At 71.5% G+C, this 15,515-nt stretch carries 12 protein-coding genes; 4 read left to right on the forward strand and 8 right to left on the reverse strand.

Features of this window, described 5'->3' with window-relative positions; all coding sequences use genetic code 11:
* Positions 1-128: 128 nt before the first annotated feature.
* Positions 129-1,163 (forward strand): glycosyltransferase family 2 protein, encoded by a 1,035-nt coding sequence (locus AB0O67_RS07870; protein WP_365447323.1) that lies wholly within the window; start codon positions 129-131, stop codon positions 1,161-1,163.
* Positions 1,164-1,203: 40 nt separating this feature from the next.
* Here AB0O67_RS07870 and AB0O67_RS07875 read toward each other — a convergent pair whose 3' ends face one another.
* The 4 genes from AB0O67_RS07875 to AB0O67_RS07890 form a co-directional block, all read right to left on the reverse strand.
* Positions 1,204-2,880, reverse strand: coding sequence for an LCP family protein (locus tag AB0O67_RS07875; protein ID WP_365447325.1), 1,677 nt, complete (start codon positions 2,878-2,880; stop codon positions 1,204-1,206).
* A 92-nt stretch (positions 2,881-2,972) separates the two neighbouring features.
* The gene (locus tag AB0O67_RS07880; protein WP_365447327.1) at positions 2,973-4,745 is read right to left on the reverse strand and encodes an LCP family protein; all 1,773 of its coding nucleotides are present in this window, start codon (positions 4,743-4,745) and stop codon (positions 2,973-2,975) included.
* A gap of 244 nt (positions 4,746-4,989) precedes the next feature.
* Positions 4,990-6,237 carry an LCP family protein gene (locus tag AB0O67_RS07885; RefSeq protein ID WP_365447329.1) on the reverse strand — a complete coding sequence of 416 codons (1,248 nt, stop codon included), beginning with the start codon at positions 6,235-6,237 and terminating at the stop codon, positions 4,990-4,992.
* 228 nt (positions 6,238-6,465) lie between these two features.
* On the reverse strand, positions 6,466-7,221 hold the full coding sequence (locus AB0O67_RS07890) for a TIGR03089 family protein (RefSeq protein ID WP_365447331.1): 756 nt from the start codon (positions 7,219-7,221) through the stop codon (positions 6,466-6,468).
* Between the two features lie 129 nt (positions 7,222-7,350).
* Between AB0O67_RS07890 and AB0O67_RS07895 the strand changes: the two genes are divergently transcribed.
* Together AB0O67_RS07895 and AB0O67_RS07900 are read left to right on the forward strand one after the other, a co-directional pair.
* On the forward strand, positions 7,351-8,748 hold the full coding sequence (locus AB0O67_RS07895; RefSeq protein WP_365447333.1) for an N-acetylmuramoyl-L-alanine amidase: 1,398 nt from the start codon (positions 7,351-7,353) through the stop codon (positions 8,746-8,748).
* 179 nt (positions 8,749-8,927) lie between these two features.
* Positions 8,928-10,010 carry an NDP-sugar synthase gene (locus tag AB0O67_RS07900; RefSeq protein ID WP_365447335.1) on the forward strand — a complete coding sequence of 361 codons (1,083 nt, stop codon included), beginning with the start codon at positions 8,928-8,930 and terminating at the stop codon, positions 10,008-10,010.
* Positions 10,011-10,636: 626 nt separating this feature from the next.
* Here AB0O67_RS07900 and AB0O67_RS07905 read toward each other — a convergent pair.
* From AB0O67_RS07905 to AB0O67_RS07920, 4 genes are all read right to left on the reverse strand, one after another.
* Positions 10,637-11,641: a DNA-3-methyladenine glycosylase 2 family protein gene (locus AB0O67_RS07905; RefSeq protein ID WP_365447337.1), complete on the reverse strand. Its 1,005-nt coding sequence runs from the start codon at positions 11,639-11,641 to the stop codon at positions 10,637-10,639.
* Between the two features lie 65 nt (positions 11,642-11,706).
* Positions 11,707-13,002 carry a coenzyme F420-0:L-glutamate ligase gene (locus AB0O67_RS07910; RefSeq protein ID WP_365447339.1) on the reverse strand — a complete coding sequence of 432 codons (1,296 nt, stop codon included), beginning with the start codon at positions 13,000-13,002 and terminating at the stop codon, positions 11,707-11,709.
* Positions 12,999-13,982: a 2-phospho-L-lactate transferase gene (cofD, locus tag AB0O67_RS07915; RefSeq protein WP_365447341.1), complete on the reverse strand. Its 984-nt coding sequence runs from the start codon at positions 13,980-13,982 to the stop codon at positions 12,999-13,001. The genes AB0O67_RS07910 and cofD overlap by 4 nt, the downstream gene beginning before the upstream one ends.
* Before the next feature lie 41 nt (positions 13,983-14,023).
* Entirely contained in the window at positions 14,024-14,515 is a 492-nt protein-coding gene (locus AB0O67_RS07920) for a cysteine dioxygenase family protein (protein WP_365447343.1), read from the reverse strand.
* A gap of 711 nt (positions 14,516-15,226) precedes the next feature.
* Here AB0O67_RS07920 and AB0O67_RS07925 point away from each other — a divergent pair.
* The gene (locus AB0O67_RS07925) at positions 15,227-15,490 is read left to right on the forward strand and encodes a WhiB family transcriptional regulator (protein WP_003975777.1); all 264 of its coding nucleotides are present in this window, start codon (positions 15,227-15,229) and stop codon (positions 15,488-15,490) included.
* Positions 15,491-15,515: the final 25 nt, after the last annotated feature.

Raw genomic sequence — 15,515 nt, forward strand, 5'->3', positions numbered from 1 at the left:
CCGCTGGAGCGGGCGCTACGGCCGTACGTGGGATCATCAGCACCGTAGGCCCATACGATCTGTGGACCGGTGCACCGCCACGGGCGGGGCGGCTCCCTGTCCCCCGTTCGCGGTAACGTGAGCCCCCTATGAACGCGAAGCCCGACGTGCAGCTCCCCGCCGTGTCCGTGATCATGCCCGTCCTCAACGAGGAGCGGCATCTGCGCGGCGCCGTCCACGCGATCCTCGCCCAGGAGTACGCCGGCGAGATGGAGGTCGTGATCGCCCTCGGTCCCTCCGCGGACCGCACGGACGAGATCGCCGCCGAGCTGGTCGCCGAGGACCCCCGCGTCCACACGGTCCCGAACCCGACCGGCCGGACACCCGCCGCGCTGAACGCCGCGATCAAGGCCTCCCGGCACCCGGTCGTGGTCCGCGTCGACGGCCACGGCATCCTCTCCCCGAACTACATCGCGACCGCCGTGCGGCTCCTGGAGGAGACCGGCGCGCAGAACGTCGGCGGCATCATGCACGCCGAGGGCGAGAACGACTGGGAGCACGCCGTCGCCGCCGCGATGACTTCCAAAATCGGCGTCGGCAACGCCGCGTTCCACACCGGCGGACAGGCGGGCCCCGCCGAGACCGTGTACCTGGGCGTCTTCCGCCGCGCGGCCCTCGAACAGCAGGGCGGGTACAACGAGGAGTTCATCCGCGCCCAGGACTGGGAGCTCAACTTCCGCATACGCGAGGCCGGCGGGCTGATCTGGTTCTCGCCCGAGCTCAGGGTCTCGTACCGGCCGCGGCCCAGCGTGCGGGCGCTGGCCAAGCAGTACAAGGACTACGGCCGCTGGCGGCACGTCGTCGCCCGCTACCACTCCGGCTCCATCAACCTGCGCTACCTCGCCCCGCCGACCGCCGTCTGCGCGATCGCCGCCGGTCTGGTCGTGGGCGCCGCTCTCACGCCCTGGGGGCTCCTGGTCCCCGGCGGCTATCTGGCGGCGATCGCCCTGGGTTCCGTACCGGCGGGCAAGGGCCTGCCCCTGAAGGCACGGCTCCAGATCCCCGTGGCCCTCGCCACGATGCACATGTCGTGGGGGTACGGCTTCCTGACCAGCCCCAAGTCCCTGGCGAAGCGGGTCATCGCGTCCCGCCGCCCGGCCGTGCGGGACTCCGCCACCGCGTGACCGTCAGGGGGCGTGCCTGCCGGCGCGCCCCCCGGCACGACTACCAGCGGTAGGGCGCGTACACGTCCATGCACTGGCTGCGGTCCGACCCGTTGATCGCGCCCGCCGACTCGGGCACGTCGCCGGCCTTCGGCGCCTTCTGCTTCGGATACGTCGTGCCCTCGCGCCAGTCGGCGCCCACGACGAGCGTGACCCCGGTGACATCGGTCGACTTCTGCACCGAACTCGTCGGGATCCCGAGGGACTCGGCGACCCGCCGGGCGTCGCCCTCCAACTCGGCGCTCGGGTAACGGACGACGGTCTTCTCCATGGACAGCCCGCCCGTCGTGTCCGCCGCCGCCCGTGTGAAGCCCTTCGCCACCAGCGCCCCGGCGAGCGCGCTCGCCCGCCCGTCGACCGCGCCCTCGGAGGTGGACCGGGTGGCGTTCTGCACCAGCACGCCGATCTCGGCGTCGTCGGCGGCCGGGTCGCCGGACGGCTTGCCGGTGCTCTCGTCCCGGTCCCGCGGCTTCTTCGAGGACGGCTTGCCGTTCTTGTCGAAGGGCACGTCGTCGCGGACCATCGACCAGATCTGCTCGGCGTCCGCCCCGGCCGGCACCAGATGGTTGGCGTCCTGCGGATCGGTGGCGGTGGGCATGGTCGTCATGGTGATGCGGTTCGTCGGCACCGTCTTCAGCTGCATGGCGAGGTCGTACAGGGCTGTGACCGTGCCGATCTCCTCCGAGACCTTCAGCGCCTTCGTGGCCGTCTCGGCCAGGGTCATCAGCCGGCCGGTGTCCGTGAAGACGTTCTGCTGCTTCAGGGTGCGGATCATCGAGTTCATGTACATGTGCTGGGCCTTGGCCCGGCCCACGTCGCTGTAGAAGGCGTGCCGGGTGCGCAGCCACTGCAGGGCCTGCTTGCCCTGCACCTTCCGGGTGCCGGCCGCCAGTTTCAGTCCGGAGCCGCCGGGCACGCTCGGCAGCGGGCGGTCCCACACGTTCTGCTCCACGCAGACCTCGACGCCGCCGACCGCGTCGGCCATGTCCACCACACCGGCGAAGTCGATCGTCATCCAGTGGTCGATGTAAACGCCGGTGAGGTTCTCCCAGGTGGTCAGCGTGCAGCCCGGGCCGCCGCGGGCGAGGGACTCGTTGATGATCCGGTTGGTCGCCGGATAGGTCTCGCCGGTCTCCGGGTCCTTGCACGCGGGTATGTCGACCCGGGTGTCACGCGGGATGCTCACGACCGACGCGTTCTTGCGGTCGGCCGAGAGGTGCACCAGCATCTGCACGTCCGCGAGCGGCTTGCCGCCGACGCTGCTCCTGGAACCGCCGAGCTTCAGGTTCTCCGCCGAGTTCCGGCTGTCGGAGCCGATCAGCAGGATGTTCAGCGGCGTCTGCCCGGCCGCGTTCGGCTGCGGCTTCTCGGCCTTGGAGTCGCCGCCGCTGCGCCGGCCGGTCTCCAGGTTGTCGTTGAGATGCCGGTAGTAGAGATAACCCGCGCCCGCGGTCCCGAGTATGACCACCGACAGCACCGTCGCCGACCAGCGCAGCACGCGCCGTCTGCGAGGCCGCCGTGGGGTGCCACGGCGCCCCCCGCGCCGCCCGCCCCCGCCACCCCGCCCGCGGCGGTCCGCCCCGGGCGTGGCCGTCGGCTTCTCGTCCCGCGTGGCGACGGACCCCGGGTCCGTGCCCTCCACCGCGGGCACGTCTTTGTGCACACTGCTCTGCGCCACCTGCCTGCCCTCCCACCCTGCACCATCGAGAACGGGTCCGCCCCGCGCCAAGTCAGACGCGCGACGGACCCGTTGGGTTACCCCTCAATTTTCTATTCGGCGCACACGACCTTGTCCGCCGTGGACTTCTCGACGCCCTCCGGCGCCTTGGCGGGAGCGGTGAGCGACACTCCCGCGCCCTTGAAGTCCTTGCCCAGCGTCAGTGTCATCGTGGGCAGTCCCTGGGAGTTGTCGACGCTCTCGCCGGGCTTCATCGCCGACCCGGACAGGCCCATGATGGCCGCCAGCCTGCGCGCCTGGTCCGCCTGGTCCGGCGCGTACTCCAGGGTGGTCCTGCTCAGCGCCGAGTCGGCGTTGCCCGCGTTCTCGGACTTCGTGACGCCCTCGTCGTTCTGCAGCCAGTTGAGGGTCTCCTGGGCGCTGCCCGAGGGGGCACCGCCGTTGAGGACGCGCACCCGCACCTCGGCCGGATCGGCCTTGCTGCCCTTGAGCCGGGCGGCCACCGCGGCCTTCTCCTTGGCCTTCTGCTGCTTGACCTCGGTGAAGGAGACGTCCTCCTTGATCATCTGGAAGACCTGGGGCGCCGTCGTCGGGTGGGGCACGACCGTGGCCTTCACCGTCTCGGCCGGGTTGTCGATGACCGGCACGGTGGTGAACGTCAGGTTCTTGGTGTCGAGCTTGCCCAGTTCCAGACCGAGGTCCTTGAGCTTGCCGATGCTGTCCAGCTGGGAGTCGACGGTCAGCGCCTTGGTGCCCGCCTCGGCCAGCTTCAGCATCTTCGACGGGTCGGTGAGCGTGTCGTTGGACTTCAGCTTGCGCATCAGTGCGCTGAGGAACTGCTGCTGGAGTCCGATCCGGCTCAGGTCGCCGCCGTTGCCGACGGCGTATCGGGTGCGGACGAAGGCGAGGGCCTGCTCACCCTGGATCGTGTGGGTGCCCTTCGGCAGATTGAGCTTGGAGTCCGTGTCGTTGATGTCCTTGGCCAGACACACCTCGACGCCGTCGACCGCCGTCGTCAGCGTCTTGACCGCGTTGAAGTCGGCGACCATGAAGTTGTCCGGCGTGATACCGGTCAGCTCGGTGACCGTGCGCATGGTGCAGGACGGCGTACGACCGCTCTGGCCGAGGCTCGTGTTGAAGCGGACGCCCGGTGTTCCCGGGATCACCTCGCTGGTGCCGTCCTCCTGTGTGGTCGGGCAGTCGGGGACGTCCACGATCAGGTCACGGGGGATGCTCAGCGCGGTGGCGTTGGAACGGTCCTTGGAGACGTGCAGCAGGATCGTGGTGTCCGCGTGGCCCGGGCTGCCCGAGTCGCCGTAGGCCTCGTTGCCCGCGCCGGTGCGCTTGTCGGTGCCGATCAGCAAAATGTTGATGGCCTTGTCCTTCTGGAAGCCACCGGTGCTGGCACCGTCGTCGGCGACGGAGGTGATGTTGCCGTTGAGGTGCTCGATGTAGAGGTATCCGGCACCGGCCCCCGCGACGAGCAGGAAGGCCAGGACGCCGCCGGTCCACAGCACGGCCTTGCGCGCCTTGGGCTTCTTCGCCGGCCGGCGTCCGCGTCGCCCGGCCGCGGGCTCGGCGGGCGCGCCACGGCGTCTGCGCTGACCCGGCACCTCACCGCGCTCCGGCGCGCTCTGCTTCTCCCCTCCGGCCTGCTCCCGCCCGGTCTTATCCCGCCCTGCGGGCGAGGTCCGGGCGCGGGGTGCTCCGCCGGAACCGCGGGTGCCTGCTCTGCGCGGGCCGGGAACCGTTGACTGCGGTGCGGAAGGGCTCAGTCGCAGTTCGTATTCGCCGGTGTTCGGATTGAGTACCCACTGGTCTGCGGGATCGATGTTCTCCGCCCGCCCACGGCCTTGCGCGTCCACGGTTGCCTGAATCCTCCGTCGGGGCCACGCGGCGCCTTCCCCCTTGAGGCGCTCGGTCTCGTACAAACCTCGTACAGTGCGCGACCCCGGAAATGGACTGCGTGGCCGGGGGCCGGGTGCACCGAAGCGCTCACACTATCCGCCCAGTTCGACGTCGAGCGACGACGGTGACAAATTCCACGTCCCTACAACCGGGCAATCCGCCCATTTCCCGGAACGAATGTCCGACGACTTGGTGCGCGCTTTACCGGCAGTCGTCCTCGACGGCGGTCTTCCCGCTGAACGTGGGTGCCGGAGACGCGGGAGAGAGGACGGAATCGGCGTACTCCCCGTAACCGTTCGACTCCGAAACCGTGCCGCCGTTCCCTTCGTACGCGCTTCCGGCGAAATCCAGGACGGTCTTTCCGGAGACCTGTACCGGCGCGTCGGAACGCAGCCGCTCGAAGAGCCGCTCCGCCGCGGGCTCCATCAACTGGTCGCGATTGGCATTGCCCGCGTACGACTCCCGCGGCACCGTCAGGAACTGCACACGTTCCGTGGGGATGTCACGCAGACCACGGACAAGGTCGTACAAACCACGCAGACTTGCCAGGCCCGGGTCCGTGGTGAGCGCCGAGGTGGCCGCGTCCAGGACGGGATACAGCTTCACGGGGTTCAGCAGGACGTCGTTGCCGCGCAGCTTCTGCACCAAGGCCGCGAGGAACTGCTGCTGGCGCTCCATCCGGTCGGTGTCGCTGCCGTTGCCGAGGGACTTGCGGACGCGGACGTAACCGAGCGCCTGCTCGCCGTCGAGCGTCACGAGGCCGGCCGGCAGCCGCAGCTTGGCCTCCTTGTCGACGATCGGCTCGGCCACACAGATCCGTACGCCGCCGACGGCGTCGACCAGCTTCTTGAACCCGCTGAAGTCGACGACCACGTGGTGATCGATCCGGATGTCCGTCATCTGCTCGACGGTGCGGATGGTGCAGGCCGAACCGCCCGTCTCGAAGGCGTAGTTGAACATCGCGAACATCGGGGTGCTGCGTTTGCCGTCCGGGCGCCGGCAGCCCGGCACGTCCACCATCAGGTCGCGGGGGATGGAGACCGCGGTGGCGCTGCCCCGCCCGGCGGACAGGTGCAGCAGGATGGTGGTGTCCGAGCGCTCGGTCCCGGTGTCCCGCCCGTACTCGCCGTTGCCCTCGCCGGCCCGCGAGTCCGATCCGATGAGCAGGATGTTCTGCGCGCCCCGCACCAGCGCGGTGGGCCGCTCCCGCTCATAGCGCGCGAGCTCGGCGGCCGCGGCCTCGTCGGGCGTGATGTTCCCGTCGAGCTTCGTGTAGACGACCCATCCGGCTACCAGCGCGCCGGCCAGGACCCCCACCATCCCCACCGTCCCCCCGCAGGTCCAGCGCCGCCGGCGCCGGCGTATGAGCCCGTCGCCGGAGGCCGACGCCCCGGCGCCCGGCCCCAGAGCCACCGCCGGCGTCTTGTCGTCCGGGCCCCCGGATGGCATGCCTGCGGTGTCCCTCACGACGGAATCCACCCCTCATGGAGTACGAGCGTGTACGAACGGTCCGAGCGTGTCGTGCCGCCCTTACTGCTCCTACGACCATGACCCGGACGGGGTGGGGGCGCGGGTGGTGGTGGGCCGATCGGGTGACGCCGGGCTCCTCAAGGGGACGCCCGTGAGGGGGCGTTGGACGGGCCCCTCCCCAGGTGCCGCAACGGGTGCGGACAGGCTCTAGCGGGCGGTCGCCGTGACGCGTTCGGCCTCGATGCGCTTGGCCAGGGGCTCGTCGTCCAGCTGGTCCAGGTTCCGGCACAGCACCACGGACCCGCCGATCGAGAGCGGGGCGTACAGGCCGGCGCTCAGGCCCTCCCAGGTGTCGTACGGCAGTGCGGACAGGATCCGTGATCCGGGACCCGTCAGATCCAGCCCGGGGGCGTCGGCCGCCGCCCGCTCCACGACCTCGGCCCCGGTGTACTCCGCCCCGGCCACGATCAGCGCGGGCGCCTCCGGGTCGACCGGCGCGTACGGCGCGAACCGGTCGCCGTGAGTGGGTACGTCCACGGCGTAGTCGGCGTATCCCTCCGGCGGCGACGGGAAGCGCCGGCCCAGCGGTGCCAGCGACAGCGCGTACCGCTCGCCGCGGCAGGCGAGGCCGTCCTCGAACCGGCCCGGGCCGGCCACCACGAAGTCCGCCCGCGACGGATCGCCGTCCATGTCCGCGAGCGCGCCCACCGACGAACACGCCAGCAGCCATACGGCCGTCTGCCAGTGCGCGGGCAGCAGCAGCGCGATCCGGTCGCCGGGCTCGGCCGACAGTCCGTCCTGGATGAGGTTCGCCGTCTTGGCCACCCAATTGGCGAAGGTGGCCACGGACAATTCGACCCGTTCTCCGGTGGCGTCGTCGTAGAAGGTGACCAGGGGGCGCGCGGGGTCCGCGGCGAGCGCGGAACGCAGCAGGTCGGCAGGGGTGCGATCGGTGGCGTTCACCCGCGCAAGCGTACGCGCGCGGCCGGGCGTGCATCGAGTGGCGGGGCCACCGGTTCGGACGAATCCGTTCCGACGGCGTGTCAATTCCCCGATGGACAGATTTGTAGGGCTATGTCCAGGATCAGGAGCATGCGTGGACTCCTTGCTTCCTCCATCGGCGTGACGTGTGCCGCCGCCCTCTCCCTACCCCTGACCCTGCCCGCGAACGCCTTGGCAGCACCGGGCACCGAGGCCGGCAAAGCCGCCGGCCGGTCCGTGCAGCCCGCAGTGCCGGGCAGCACCCAGTCCATTCCCCTCGTCCCCCTGGCCGGTGAGCGTGCCCCCGGCGCGCCCGCCGCACAAGGTTTGCCCCGCCAGGACGTACGGCGGTTCTCTCTCGTCGGTGTCGTCTGGGACGACCCGGACACCGCGCTGCACGGCCGCGTCCAGGTCCGTACCCGGGCTGCCGGGACCGGCGCCTGGTCCGGCTGGCAGGACGTCGAGACCCACACCGCCGAGCACGCCCCCGACCCGGGCAGCCCCGAGGCCACCTCCGGCCGCCTCCGCGGCGCCACCGCACCGCTGTGGGTCGGGGACTCCGACGGCGTGGAGGTGCGGGTCCGACCCGAGAGCCCGGCCGGGCGGACGGCCGCCCCGCTTCCCGCCGGCCTCCGCCTCGAACTCGTCGACCCCGGACGGGCGGAGACCGCGGACGTCACCGCAGGCGCCACAGCCGGCACCGCCCGGCGCGCCGGTGCCGACGACGACCCCCCGCTCACCGGTCCCCTCAGCGCGGAGACCGCCGCCTCCGCGGAGCCCAACGCCCTGCTCGCCCCGCTCGGCGCCACCGAGATCCCCGCGCTGGGCCGGGCGGACACCGAGGACGAGCTGTTCGTGCTGCGCGCCGGCGAGATGACGCAGGAGCAGCTGGCCCAGCCGTACATCGGCCCGCGTCCGCGCATCACCACCCGGCACGGCTGGGGCGCGGACGAGAAGGTGCGTGAGAAGGGGTTCCTCTACACCAAGACGGTCAAGGCGGCCTTCGTGCACCACACCGCCACCGGGAACAACTACACCTGCGCACAGGCCCCGTCCGTCATTCGCGGTATCTACCGCTACCACGTCCTGAGCATGGGCTGGCGGGACATCGGCTACAACTTCCTCGTCGACAAGTGCGGAAACCTCTACGAGGGACGCGCCGGGGGCGTGGCGAAGGCGGTCATGGGGGCTCACACCCTCGGGTTCAACAACGACAGCACGGGCATCGCCGTTATCGGCACGTTCAACACCGCTTCACCGTCCGCGACGACGGTGAAGGCCGTGGGGCAGTTGGCGGCCTGGAAGCTGGGGCTCTTCGGAAGCAATCCGGGAGGCAAGACATACCTGAAGTCCGGGGGTGGCAACCTCTACAAAAAAGGTACGAACGTACGACTGAATGTCGTCTCGGGGCACCGGGACGGTTTCGCGACGGACTGCCCAGGACGGGTTCTGTACGGCAAGCTCGGATCCATCCGTGAGCAGGCGTCACGTCTCCAGGGGCGGCCGTGAGGGCCGGGAGGCGTGTCGCGGGCTCGGCGGATCCACTAGGTGGAGATACGGGGCGGACGTGTTCAGAGGGGGGCTTTCGGTGAGGGCGTACGGCCGTCGAAGGCACCGGACATCGGTCTGCATACACTGGCCGGCCGAAAGACAGTTCGGCCGGTCCCGGCAGGAAGCAGAGACGACAGGTGACAGAAGCGATCCTCCTGGTCGGCGGCAAGGGCACCCGGTTGCGCCCGCTCACGGTGCACACGCCCAAGCCCATGGTCAGGGCGGCGGGGGTGCCGTTCCTCACGCATCAGCTGGCGCGGGCGAGGGCGGCGGGCGTGGAGCACATCGTGCTCGCCACGTCCTATCTGGCGGAGGTCTTCGAACCGCACTTCGGGGACGGCTCGTCGCTGGGGCTGCACCTCGAGTACGTCACGGAGGACGAGCCGCTCGGTACGGGTGGCGCGATCCGGAACGTGGCGTCGCGGCTGCACTCCGGCCCTGACGATCCGGTCCTCGTCTTCAACGGCGACATCCTGACCGGACTGAACATCAGGGCGCTGGTGCGCACGCACGAGACGACCGGCGCGGATGTGTCCCTGCACCTGACGCAGGTGACGGACCCGCGGGCGTACGGGCTGGTGCCGACGGACGAGACGGGGCGGGTGACGGCGTTCCTGGAGAAGCCGCAGACGCCGGAGGAGATCGTCACCGACCAGATCAACGCGGGAGCCTATGTCTTCCGCCGGTCGGTCATCGACACGATCCCGGCGGGCCGGCCGGTGTCGGTGGAACGGGAGACGTTCCCCGGGCTGTTGTCGGCGGGCGCGCACCTGCAGGGGATGGTCGACTCCACGTACTGGCTCGACCTGGGGACGCCGGCGGCGTTCGTGCGGGGCTCGGCGGACCTGGTGCTGGGCCGGGCGCCCTCCCCGGCGGTGCCCGGGCGCTGCGGTGACCGTCTCGTCCTGCCCACGGCGAGGGTGGCGCCGGACGCGAAGCTGGCCGGCGGCACGGTGGTGGGTGAGGGGGCGTTCGTCGCGGAGGGCGCGCGCGTCTTCGGCAGCACGATCCTGCCTGGCGCCGTGATCGAGCCGGGTGCCGTCATCACCGACTCCCTCATCGGCAACCACGCCCGCGTCGGCCGACGCTCCGTCCTCACCGGCACGGTCATCGGCGACGGCGCGGTGGTGGGGCCCGACAACGAACTGCGCGAGGGCGCGCGGGTGTGGTGCGACGTGCGGATTCCGGGGGGTGCGGTGCGGTTCTCGTCGGACCAGTAGTCAGGCTGAGAGCGTGCCGGGTCGCTGCGGCGCCTCCTGTCCGGGGGGTGGGTCGGGGCCGTGCCGGGGGGTCCGTCCTCGAACGGCGCGGAATCGGTCCCTTACCGACGCACCCGTGTCGACGCCAACCGCTGCGGGCGGACACCCCCCGACACGCCCCCTTCCCGCCGTTCGCGACTGCGGCTCCGTGGACACGGCCCCTTCTCGCCGGGGGCGGGTGTGGCTCTGTGGGCAGGGTCCTTTCTCGCCGGGGGCGGGTGCGGCTCTCGTGGGGCGGGCTTGTCGCCGGGGGCGGGTGCTGCCCTGGTGTGTTGGATTTGTCGCCGTGGGCGGGTGCCCCTCGTGGTCCGGGCTTGCCGCCGTGGGCGGGTCCCCCCGGTGCGCTGGTCTTCTCGCCGGAGGCGGGTGCGGCTTCGTGTGTCCGGCTGCGCCATCCGCCTGGCTGCGGGCAGCCGGTCCGCGCACGCCGCGGGCAGCCGGTCCGCGCACGCCGCGGGCATTCGGGCCGCGCACGCCGCGGGCATGCGTGCCGCCTGGGGCGGCACGGGTGGGCGCGGGCGGCACCCCCGTCGCGCCGGGTTGCGCATCGCCCCGGCCTCAGCACCCGCAGGGCCGTGCCGGCGAGGCTACAGGCGGCCGATGTCGCCGCGAGGCATTCGGGGGGCTCGTCTCGGGGGGACCCTGCCGCTGAGGAGGATGAGTCGGGCCGCGCGATGCCGTTGTCCGGCGTAGGGCTCCAGCAGGGACAGCATCACGGAGTCGTCCGCGTCCCGGTCCCCGGCCAGCGCCCAGCCGACGATCCCCGGCAGATGCAGATCCCCGACGGTCACCTCGTCCGGTGCGCCATGGCTGCGTTGGACGGTCTCCGCCGACGTCCATGGCCCCACCCCGGGCACGACCTCCAGGCGGGCCCGCGCGGCCGCGGGTTCCATGCCCATCGCCTGCTCAAGCCGCGCAGCGACCCGTACCGACCGCAGGATCGTGGACGCCCGCTTGTCGTCGACGCCGGCCCGGTGCCACTCCCAGGAGGGGATCAGCGCCCAGGTCCGCGGCCCCGGCATCACATGCATGCCCCCGGGCGCCGGCCCCGGCGCCGGCTCGCCGAACTTACGGACGAGCAACCGCCACGCCCGGTACGCCTCGTCGGTCGTGACCTTCTGCTCAAGGATCGACGGAATCAAGGACTCCAGTACGAGGCCGCTCCGTCCCAGCCGCAGCCCGGGCCGCCGATGGCGGGCGGTGGCGACGATCCGGTGCCGTGGGGCGAAGCGGGACGGGTCGTCCGAGGCGCCGAGGAGGTCGGGGAGCTGGTCGAGGAGCCAGTCCGCACCGGGACCCCACGCCTCGCCGCGCACCTGACCGTCGTGCGCCGACACGCGCAGGGTCCCCGGCCCGGCCGGGGTGAGGCAGGCCCGCCACACCGATCCGTCGGGCGTCGTGCGGAACGTCGGGTCGCCGGGGCCCCGCCGCAGTGGTCCCAGGGCCAGCCCAAGCTCCAGCGGGCCGTCGGGCGCCCAGGTCCGCACCCGTGCCGCCGCCCGCGCCGCCTGCCGTGGCACGCCCGCGGGCACGGCGACCTCCCCGCCGCGCACTGTCGTACGCGTGGGGCGCGGAGCGAAACGGCCGGCCACGAAGGTGATCCCCCAGGGGAGAGAGGACAAGGTGCCCTATGAGGGTAGGCGTCCGAGGGGCATGGTCACCGCACCTCGATGAACGTGCCCGCGTCCCGGTCCGGACGCGGCCGGGGTTCCTCCGCCGGATGACCGACCGCCACCGCCCCCATCGGGTCCCAGTCGCCGGGCAGCCCCAGCACCTCCCGGACCACGTCCCGGCAGAACATCGTCGACGACACCCAGGCCGAACCCAGCCGCTCCCCGGCCAGCGCCACCAGGAAGTTCTGCACGCCCGCCCCGGCGGCGACCACGAACATCTCCCGCTCGGCCCCGTCACGCCGCACGTCCCCGTAGGTGTGCGAGCCGTCCATGACCAGACAGGGGACCACGAGGTACGGCGCGTGGCGCAGGACGTCCCCGCGCTTGACGCGCTTGGCGATGGACTCCTCGGTCTTGCCGTCCCGCCGCAGGTCCGCGATCCAGGCGTCCCGCATCGCGTCCAGCAGTTCGGCCCGCGACCCGGGCGACTCCAGCAGGACGAAACGCCACGGCGTCGTGTGGTGCGGCGCCGGTGCCGTCACGGCCGCGGCGACCGCGCGGCGTACCGCGCCGGGGTCAACGGGCTCGTCCGTGAAGGACCGGACCGTACGCCGCTGGGTCACCGCCTCGCGCACCGCCTCCGACGTGCCCAGCCGGAACATGTCGTCACGTGCGCTCCGTACCAGTGCCCGCGCCCCTTCCCCGTCGCCCCCGGCCACCGTGTGCGCCAGGCCGCGCACGACGGCGACCGGCAGCCCGGCCACCTTGCCCTTGACCAGGTCGCCCGCGGCGGCGAGCTCGTCCGCGGTGGCGACGACGGTGGCGCTGAGCGGGTTGCCGTGCGCGTCCACGCCGCCGCGCAGGTCGTCGAGCACCCGCACACCGGCGGCGCCGATCGCCACGTCCGTGAGCCCCGCGCGCCAGGGCCGCCCGAAGGTGTCGGTGACGACCACTCCGACGTCGACGCCGAGCGCGTCGCGGAGGCCCTCGCGGATCGCCCGCGCCGAGGCGTCCGGGTCCTCCGGGAGCAGCAGCACCGTCCCGCCGGGCGTGTTCGACGCGTCCACACCGGCGGCCGCCATGATCAGGCCCTGCCGGTTCTCGACGATGCGCAGCGGCCCGCGCCGGGCCACCACCCGCACCGTCTCCGCGTCGATCGCGGCCTCCCGGTCGTCCGCCTGGACGAACCGGCCCTCCGCCTTGGAGACGATCTTCGACGTGACGAGGAGCACGTCCCCGTCGGCCAGACCCGGTTCGGCGGCGGCGATCAGCTTGGCGAGGTCGTCGCCCGGCGCCACCTCCGGCAGGCCGGGCACCGCCCAGACCCGGTAACCGGTCATGACGCCCGCACCTCCTCCGCCAGCGCCAGGGCGTCACGCGCCATCTGCGCGGCCGCCTCCTCTTCGGTCATCATCAGCGGTACGGCCCGGCAGCGGATGCCCGCCGTCTCGACCCGCTCCACCACGCCCGCGTCCACGGTGTCCACGAGCCATCCGTCGAGCAGCCCGGAGCCGTAGTGCTCGGCGACCGCCGCCGCCGTGGCCTCCACGCCGACCGCGGCGAGCACCTTGTCGGCCATCCCGCGCACCGGCGCGTCCCCGACGATGGGGGAGAGGCCGACCACCGGCACCCCGGCGTCGGCGATCGCCTCGCGGATACCCGGCACGGCCAGGATCGTGCCGACCGAGACGACCGGGTTGGACGGCGGGAAGAGGATGACGTCCGCCTGGGCGATCGCCTCCAGCACGCCCGGCGCCGGCTTGGACTGCTCGGCGCCGACCGGCACGACCGCGTGGGCGGGGACCGAGGCCCGCAGCCGGACCCAGTACTCCTGGAAGTGGATCGCCTTGCGCTCGCCTTCGCCCGCGCCGGAGCCGCTGGGGGGCAGGGTCACGGCCACGTGCGTCTCGACGCGGTCGTCCGTCATCGGGATGAGCCGTACGCCGGGCTGCCAGCGGTCGCAGAGGGCCTCTGTCACCGCGCTGAGCGGGTATCCGGCGCCGAGCATCTGCGTCCGCACGATGTGCGTGGCGAAGTCCCGGTCACCGAGGCCGAACCACTCCGGCCCCACGCCGTACGCCGCGAGCTCCTCCTTCAGATGGAAGGTCTCGTCGGCCCGCCCCCAGCCCTGCTCCTCGTTTATGCCGCCGCCGAGCGTGTACATCACCGTGTCGAGGTCCGGGCAGACCTTCAGCCCGAAGAGGTGGATGTCGTCACCGGTGTTGCCGATGACGGTGATGTCCGCGTCCGGCACGGCCCGCTTGAGACCGCGCAGGAACCGGGCACCGCCGATGCCGCCTGCCAGAACCACAATCCGCATGGAGCAAGTGTTGCAGGCGGGTACGACAACGTGGCACGCGGTTACGGGAGCTCCGCGAGGGCCGTGCACTGCGGGGTGTGCATCGGCATCTCCGTGAGGCCCGGGTAGTAGACGTGCAGGCTGACCGCCGGTTCGAGGGTGTCGTTCAGCACCTCGTGCACATAGCCCGGCGCGAACACCAGCTGCCCACTCGGCTCCCACACGCGCGTGCCCCGCTCCGTCCGCTCGGTGAGGGTGCCCTCCAGGACGGTGAGGACGCCGGAGGAGGAGCCGTGGTCGTGCAGTCCGCTGCCCTGGCCCGGCACCCAGGACAGCAGCCAGACCTCGTAACCCGGGCCGGTGCGCAGCCGGTGGTACCAGCGGCTGGTGGCGTCGTACCGGACGAGGTGCTCCCACTGGGCGCGGTCGGCGGCGATGGAGCGGGCCAGGCCGACGAATTCGGCGACGGTGGCCGGGTGCTCGCGCGGGGCCTGGAGCAGGTGCGGGACTTCGAGGATGTCGCCGGCGATCTGGAGGTCGCTGTCGCTGTTCATGGGATGCGGTGGTTCCTCGGCGGGAAGAGGTGGGGCTGGATGTCACGACCGTCCGCCCGGGTCACGGGCGTGAGGGGCGCCCGGGTGCGGGCGTGGGGAACAGCAGCCGAGTCGCGGTGGACTCAGGGGCAGCCGGAGCGCGTTGGGCTCAACAGCTGGAACAGCAACAACAGCTACGGCGAGCGTGGGCAGCACCGAGGGACCCGGCGGAGCGGGTCGAGGTGGGCGCCAAGTTCGCGAGCATGCCCACTAGGAGAGCGGCTCACACCTTCACTGTCAACTCGACGCCCGATATGTGGGACATGTTTTCACCTGTTCCGGTTCATCACTCAGCTGAAAGGTTTGCTCATGCGTTGACCGGGACACATGGCGCACAACCGGCGCGTAAGCCTCGTGGTGATCTCGTGATCCGAATGTGATCCGGTTCGCTTCGATGCGCGCGTCGGAACGAGATTGAGCCACTGGGCGTCCTTCTCCGTACAGGGCTTGCGTGGGGCCGATGGCCTCCCGGGCCCCAACAGCGTGTCAAGGTTTATGGCGATTTGAACACTTTCCGCACGGCCTTGGTTCCGCAGAGTGAATAAGGGGCTCAATAGCAGATCTCGGCTTGACTCGCCCGGAGCAGCACACTTGTAATTTCACTCGTGTCGTTCAGCCGGAAATCGGTAACGGCTACATCACGGGGACGCGAAAGACAGACGAGGGGCGCACATGACCGAGCTGGTGCAGCAACTGCTGGTCGACGACGCGGACGAGGAACTCGGCTGGCAGGAGCGCGCGCTGTGCGCCCAGACCGACCCCGAGTCCTTCTTCCCCGAGAAGGGCGGCTCGACCCGCGAGGCCAAGAAGGTCTGTCTCGCCTGCGAGGTCCGCTCCGAATGCCTTGAGTACGCCCTGGCCAACGACGAGAGATTCGGCATCTGGGGCGGTCTGTCCGAACGTGAGCGCCGCCGCCTGAAGAAGGCGGCGGTCTGACCCAACGGCATGCGTCGTCCTCGTA

The sequence above is a fragment of the Streptomyces sp. NPDC086077 genome (genome assembly GCF_040686175.1).
GTDB lineage: Bacteria > Actinomycetota > Actinomycetes > Streptomycetales > Streptomycetaceae > Streptomyces.